Source organism: Absiella sp. AM29-15 (assembly GCF_003434225.1).
Taxonomy (GTDB): domain Bacteria; phylum Bacillota_I; class Bacilli_A; order Erysipelotrichales; family Erysipelotrichaceae; genus Hoskinsella; species Hoskinsella hominis.
The window spans coordinates 45,095-52,743 of record NZ_QVFL01000023.1 but is presented as its reverse complement, the minus strand read 5'-3'; the positions used below and the strand labels follow the sequence as shown (position 1 = coordinate 52,743).

Annotated in this window: 7 protein-coding genes; all 7 read right to left on the bottom strand. The window is 25.3% G+C overall.

Going from position 1 to position 7,649, the window contains the following annotated elements; genetic code table 11:
• Positions 1-3 precede the first annotated feature (3 nt).
• Complete coding sequence (locus DW761_RS19105; protein WP_117519061.1) at positions 4-798, bottom strand: hypothetical protein; 795 nt, start codon at positions 796-798, stop codon at positions 4-6.
• Between the two features lie 79 nt (positions 799-877).
• Complete coding sequence (locus DW761_RS19100) at positions 878-1,999, bottom strand: glycosyltransferase (protein WP_117519060.1); 1,122 nt, start codon at positions 1,997-1,999, stop codon at positions 878-880.
• A gap of 23 nt (positions 2,000-2,022) precedes the next feature.
• The gene (locus DW761_RS19095; RefSeq protein ID WP_233513133.1) at positions 2,023-2,976 is read right to left on the bottom strand and encodes an EpsG family protein; all 954 of its coding nucleotides are present in this window, start codon (positions 2,974-2,976) and stop codon (positions 2,023-2,025) included.
• Positions 2,977-3,037: 61 nt separating this feature from the next.
• A complete protein-coding gene (locus tag DW761_RS19090; protein ID WP_117519058.1) occupies positions 3,038-4,252 on the bottom strand; it encodes a glycosyltransferase in 1,215 nt (404 codons plus the stop codon).
• Positions 4,253-5,500 (bottom strand): glycosyltransferase, encoded by a 1,248-nt coding sequence (locus tag DW761_RS19085; RefSeq protein ID WP_117519057.1) that lies wholly within the window; start codon positions 5,498-5,500, stop codon positions 4,253-4,255.
• Positions 5,501-5,573: 73 nt separating this feature from the next.
• Complete coding sequence (locus DW761_RS19080) at positions 5,574-6,353, bottom strand: glycosyltransferase (protein ID WP_117519056.1); 780 nt, start codon at positions 6,351-6,353, stop codon at positions 5,574-5,576.
• Positions 6,341-7,648 carry a nucleotide sugar dehydrogenase gene (locus DW761_RS19075; protein ID WP_233513132.1) on the bottom strand — a complete coding sequence of 436 codons (1,308 nt, stop codon included), beginning with the start codon at positions 7,646-7,648 and terminating at the stop codon, positions 6,341-6,343. Before DW761_RS19075 ends, DW761_RS19080 begins: the two co-directional genes overlap by 13 nt.
• Position 7,649 lies beyond the last annotated feature (1 nt).

Sequence of the window (7,649 nt, the reverse complement as noted above, 5' to 3'; positions counted from 1 at the left end):
TCACTAGATATCACTTTTCATTGTTGTCAATACCCTTAACTTATTGGCATTGCCAATACTTAATACTTTTTTAATATATGATGTATTTATATAAGCAAAACTTGGCTTACAATCTTTTAGGATAGTTTTAAAAATTACCAGCCCTCCTATTAAAATTGGTAAATTAGAAAATATAAAATAAGCGATTGACAAGAAAATTAATGATTTTTCATAAGTATTAAATCTAAAAAACAATATAAATAAAAGTTGTAAAACACTAACACATAAGGCTAATAAGTTATTTATTGCAGATTTCTGTAAGGCGTAAAAGATTGCACTTACTGAGGTTAACAAAAAGCGCAACATGATTGCTAGAAATATGAATAAAGCCGATATAAATAAGCTTTCAGGATTTATAATTTCCTTTGAAATATTAAAAATACTATTTAAATTCAAATTTTTCAGAAGTAAAATTCCTAAAAAAGTTAATATCAATGTCACTATAAAAGATGAAAAAAAGCCCGATGAAATAACAAATCTCGCTTCTTCTTTATCATGTTTTGCAATTGCAATAGTTAAATTATTCCTAATTCCATTTCCTATTCCTAAATCAAAATTTAAAAACCAAATCAAAATAGATAGCATCGTGTACCATACACCTAATAATGTATAATTGTTAAAATATTTAATAAATGCGGGTGTACTTAATAATGAAATAGCTAAAGCCCCACCTTTCACAAAAAAAGCCATAATAGTATTCTTCATTACTATTTTATTATTAGAATCCATGTTTTTAAATTTATTAACTATCTTATTCATCTAAATTTCCTCCATATTTTTTAATAAATACTCATTATATTTATTTAGACTTTTTAAAGATTTCATACTTTTCCTTTCATTAATCATCAATTAATAATTTTAAAACACTTTTTCTTAATCCTACATCTAATTCGTCCATAATCCTTTTAATATTCTTGCTTTTGTTGACATCGATAGACATTATGGCATCCGCAATTTCTTTAGGATCTTGATTCTTATAAAAAGCTATATATTTTCCGATTACTGAATTAGATATTACAGGAATATCAGCGCTTACTACGCTTAGGCCATTACACATATAAGACAATATTTTAGAGGGAAATGATGTATCGTTAAATGATGCGTCAGGATTCTGTGTACTTAGTCCTATATTACAATTTTTTATAAAATCGATATAGTCTTTTCCATTTTTTAATCCATCATAAGTTAATTTACATGTACATTTTTTTGAAGTGCTTTTTATTAATTTCTCTATTTCTAAAACTTGTTTTTCTGAACCAAACCCTATAATATGCAAATGATATTTTTCATTTAAAAACATTGAAGATAAGATTGCAGTTGACGCTCCTCCTTTTCTTGGATCGAATGTTCCTGCATAAACAACATGAATTAAATTATCATCAAATAATTTAGTATATTCTTCACTATTATATCTATAGTCACCCATACAAATTACGAACTCTTTGTTTTTTTTATTCAAAATTTCTTCTAGTCTATTTGTTGAAAATATGTATTTATCAGCTTGTTGAATACATTTAATTTCTTTTTCTTTAATTTTTTCATTTTCTAAAACATCAGCATATATCTCACAAACTTGCAATATCAATTTTACATTCTTTTTATTTTTTATATATCGTAAAAGATTGATAAATGCTAATGAATGATAAACAATTAGTATATCGCCATCCTCAAGTAAGTCATTTAGTTCATTGTACAAATCTCTCTTTCTTTTGTATCTATTTATTAATTTATTAAAAATACCGTCATTCTTGTAGGAAGGTAAATAAATTATTTTTTTATTATCTAAATTTGAGATTTCTTTAGATAAATTCTTATTTTTTTGTGCTATAGAGATAATATAAAGTTCTTGTGTTTGATTTTCAAGAACATTTATAACATAATTCATCATAGTATTTCCTGCCGGGGATACTTTTCTTTCATTATCTAAAGAATAATGTCCTAAGTATATTATTTTATTCATAAAATCCCTTCTCTCATATAATTTTACATAAAGCTAAATGGTAAAGTATTTAAATCTCCTATAAAATAAAAGAAACAAGCTATGCAAATAGTAAAACAAATGAATTCTTTTAGCATATTTGATGGTTTTATATTTATCTTTTCAACTATATCTGGAATTAAAATAGTCAAATATAAAGAAAGAGGAAATGATAACCTTATAAAAACATTAGATACTGAAGCTAAGGCATAAATGTAACATATTATTAACAGAATATTTCGCAAGCCAATGAAATCTGAATCATTAGAATTAAAATAGAAAGAAATGCATAATAATATTGTATACATGAAAAACATTGTAAAAGCATTAGTATTTACCAATTCCCTAGTTTCTCCATAATAAAGATAATTTGAAATTTGGACAATTTGACTTTTAAAAACAAAAATTATAAACAAGATACATATTGTCCATAGAAAATTTTTTTTATTTAATTTTAAATAATATACTGGATATATTATCAAACAAAACCAGGCAGATGCATGAAAAGTACTTGCAAAAAAGATAGTGATAATATAAAAGATTATTTTTTTTTCTTTTATAAATTTATATGCAAAAAAACAAATGCCCATAGCTATAGCTTGTCTTAAACCGCTAAAAGTGATAATAAAGTTGGAAAATGCAAAATAAACAAAAATACTTAACAATATTTTTTTTGAGTTCTTATAAATCATATAAAAAATCGGTATTTGTATAATTGAAGCTGTAACTATAAGAAATCCTCTTTCAGTAACACCAAAATCAAATAATAATTTATTATACAATACATAACCAGGTTCATAATTTAAAAAAGTTAAATTATGGAAATCCGTAACATAATATCCTATTTTACTGTAAGAAGGAAGATAGCTAATCAAATCTGTTCCTACATTAAATGATCTGAATCCCTGAAATAATACAACTATTAAACATATTATACAAGAAAAAAATTTTTTTGCCATATTCTTATTTTTGAATTTATCGAAAAAAAAATAAATAAGAGTAATTACAGCTATTAATATACTATAATAAATCATGATATAACTCCAAATATTTTTTTGTCATTTCTTTTTTAGCAAATTTATGTATTATAAAATTTTTTTTATTTTGACTTAACATTTCTATTACAGCATCATATAATGCATCAATATTTCCATAATCTACAAAACAACTATATTCCTTTATTGCTATCATTTCTGGAGCTCCTGCTTTAAAACCAACCACCGGAGTCCCACAACTTAAGCTTTCAGCTGTAACCATTGAAAATGTTTCTTTTTTGCTAGTTAGCAAAGTGATATCTGCCATGGAATAATATTTAGCCAATAATTTTTGATCAAATATATTACCTAACATTGTAATATTAGGTGGTACTTCGATATTTTTATCATATGATCCTACTACAATAAATACAACTTTTTCTGTAATCATTTTTTTAGCTAATTCAATTACATAGTTAGCTCCTTTATTATGATTAGGTTTAATATTAAATGTTGGAGTTACATAAAAAATAACCTTTTCATCTCTGATTTTATGTTTGTTTTTTAAACTATCAATTGTTTCAGAATCATAAGCATGAAATACATTTGTATCTAAACCATTTTCTACTGTAACATTTCTATAATCTTTAAATACATAGGATTGCTTAGCTCTATGCAATAACCATGGAGACACTGAAGAAACTATTAATTTTTTTTTATCAAAACCTTCAAAAGCTCTGATCATTTGGTTCCACATAAAATTTGTTCTATCAAAGAATTTGGAATGAAATTCTTGCTTAAATCTAATACAATTATGGCATCCTCTAGCCTCTAGCCATTTATTACAATCCAGTGCAAGTCCGCAACCTCCTGTATACATAAACTCTGCATGTAGTGTAAGAATAGTACTTATTCTATTGATTTTAAGCCATTTAATTAATTTATAAATATTAACATAATATCCATTTAGACAATGAATATGCACAATGTCAGGTTTTTCTTTTTTTATGATATTTATTATTTTTCTTGTAGAAAAGAAAAATCCATTGTATGGAATACCTGTAAATTCAGAAATAAAATGTTGAATATATGAATAAACTTCACTACAAACTTTAATAACATTTTCATCATTTGATTTTTTACCTCGGCCATAACAAATAATTGAGTCAATATTATTTTTTAATAAATCATTATGTATATCGAAAACTATCTTTCCTGTGCTACCCTTATTATAAACTGAATTAATCTGTATTATTTTCATTTAAATCACTCCTCGTATAATATCTATAATTTGATTAAAATTAGAAAAATAAAGTTTTTTTATTTTTTTTGCGTTATCAATTACTTTTTTTCTTTCTTCGTAATCAAAAACTTTATTTAATGCATTATTCAATTCTTCTTTTGAAGTAGCTATAAAAGCACATTGATGTTTCGATAAGAAATCTGTCTCAGCTAAATTTTTATTTGCATATAAAAGCAAAGGTGTTCCACTACAAATACTATCTGCAATTTTTGTAGAAAATGCATATTTCAAATCATTATTGTTATAATCAGTGCTATCCTCAACATGTATCAATAAAGCACTAGTATGCATTATCTTAATTACCTCTGAATATGATACAAATCCTAAATATCTTATGTACTTACATGAATTTAATTCTAATTTTATTAAATCATTTGGACAATTGCCATAAACATCTAATTTCAAATTTGGATAAATATTATTTAACTTTTCAGATAATTCTATCAATGCTTTATGTCTACCCAATCCTAAATTTCCTAGATATGAAACCACAATGTTTTCTTGATTGAACTTAGTATTATCTACAAAGTCTATTTTAGATGGGCTAAATATATAGTTACATGGAAATTTAAATTCACTTTGATAAAGTTCTGCTAAGAGGGGAGTATTCAAATAGGCTATTCTCACATAATTTTCAAGCTTCTTATAACTATGTTTAAGAAAACAATAAAAGACTTTATAAAAAATCGAAAAATTTCTAGATATATAATTATACTTTTTAAAATAATAATTTTCAGTAGAATAAACTATAATAGGAATTTGATATTTTTCAGAAATTTCCATGGCTAATCTATTCAAAAAAATACTATCTCCTAAAAATAAAAAAATAAGTTCTGGCTTAAACTTATCTATCCATTTTTTTAATTCATCCCCATCCCATTTTCCGTATTTCCAAACTAATTCGCGTAATAATTTATTTAAAGGCGTTTTTTTTCTCTTATTCTTTTTATTTGCCAATCCTATTCCTTCATTTAAACTTTCATAATTTATTTTTTCTCCATATGTTTTATTTTTTATTAATGATCTTAATGCATCAAAATCACTTACATTATAATAATTATCGCATATCGTGAAATCAGGCATTCCATATACAAAAAATTGGGCAATAAATTTTCTATCTAAACTTGAAAACAATTCAGCTAAAGTTCTACCGTTTGAATCGCTTTTTGAAAAACAAGCATTCGATAAAACCAATATTCTTTTCAAACAATCACATCCCTTCACAGATTCAACAATTAACTTATTTTAATTTCTAAAAGAAAATATTTCATTTTTAATTCTATTTGTTTTTCATAAATTGTAATATTTTATAAAATTTAAAAGAACATCTCTGTGAATATTTAATCGAAAATATAATATTCAAAAAAATGCTAAAAATTCCAAACATGTCGTTAAATAAATGCCCTTTATCTTTAAAATATTTTTCATTATATCCCTTAAACCAGGTCGAATCATATTGATATACTGTTGCTATCTCATAAGGATAAGTATATATTTTTAATCCTTTTTTTAAACAATTCATTAAAAAAAGTGTATCTTCTCCACAACTATATTTTGCACCCCCTCCATAAACTAAAGAAAAGTCAATATTTGCTTCTAATACTTTTTCTCTTTTAAACGAGATTCGAGCTGCTCCATAGTTTAAAACATTATAAAAATGAACACGCTTTATCTTTGTGTTCCTTCTTCTATTTACTTTTCCTTCTGGTATCGTGTTTATATTAAATATCAATACGTCTGCCTTAGATACCTTTTTAAAAGCTTTTTTCACTTCATCAGGATAAAAATCAGAAAATTTCATATCATCATCTGCAAGTATACATATCTCAGCCTCAGAAGCCATCAATCCTATATTCCTATTTCTCCCAACTCCTCTATAAGGTGTTGTTATCATTTTAACCTTTTTGTTTTTAATCATTTCTTCAATGTAATCATATTTATTGCTTTGATTGGCAAAAATAACATCAGATTGGATATTCATCTCTTTTACTTTATTCAAGTTTATTTGGTTCATAGTTGCTACTAAAACTTCAATTTTATCATTTCTTACAGTGACCAATATGTTAAATCCTCCATATCATTTAATTTTCCTAAATATTTTCCTTTTATATCTATTAAAATCTTTTTACTATTGTTTTTAAATAATGCCTTAATTTCATCCATTTTTAAGCTTGTGTATTTTTCGTGAGGAGTTGCTAATACTAAAACATCACATTTTTCTAAATTATTAAAATCAATTAAATCAATTCCATATACCTTTTTAGTTTCTTTTTTATTTGCATAATAATCATTTACTTGTATATCAAAATCATATTCTTTCAATTTATTTATAATATTAATCACTTTTGTATTTCTAATATCTGGACAATTTTCTTTAAAAGTCATGCCTAGCACTGTTATTTTAATATCTTTCAGATTTAATCTATTTTGTATTATTAATTTCACTATTGTATTTGCAATAAATTCTGGCATCTCATCATTTATTTTACGGCCTGTAGATATTATTGGAGAGTGGTATCCTAGCTGTTCTGCTTTATATATAAAATAATATGGATCAACACCAATACAATGCCCTCCAACAAGCCCTGGTGTAAATCCTAACGCATTCCACTTAGTATTCATTGCTTCTATAACTTCAAAAGTATTTATTCCCATTTTATCAAAAGCGATTGATAATTCATTCATAAAAGCGATATTTATATCTCTTTGAGAATTTTCAACAACTTTTGCAGCTTCAGCAACTTTTATACAGCTAGCTTTATGTATTCCAGCAGTAATTATCATTTCGTACACATCTGCAATTTCTTCCAAACTCTCTTCATCCATCCCTGACACAATTTTCTTTATCATTGGTAGTCTATGTAATTTATCACCTGGATTTATGCGTTCTGGAGAATAACCAACTTTAAAATCAATACCACCCTTTAATTCTGATTCCTTTTCTAAAAGAGGAACACATACTTCTTCTGTTACTCCAGGATAAACAGTTGATTCATATACAATGATAGAACCTTTCTTCATATTTCTTCCGACAATTTTAGTAGCTCCTTCAACAGGTGCTAAATCTGGCATTTTATCAAAAGTAATTGGTGTAGGTACTGCTATAATAAAAAAATCAGCTTCTGACAAATCATTTTCATCTGATGTAAAATATACTGAGCAGTCTTTTATTGAATCTCCAACTTCATTAGTTGGATCGATTCCTTTTTTATACTCTTCCACTTTTTCTTTATTGATATCAAACCCAATAACATCAACTTTTTTGGAAAATTCAACTGCTATAGGCATTCCAACATATCCTAACCCTACTACTGCCAGTTTCATTTCTTTATTTAATAATTTATCTCTATACATA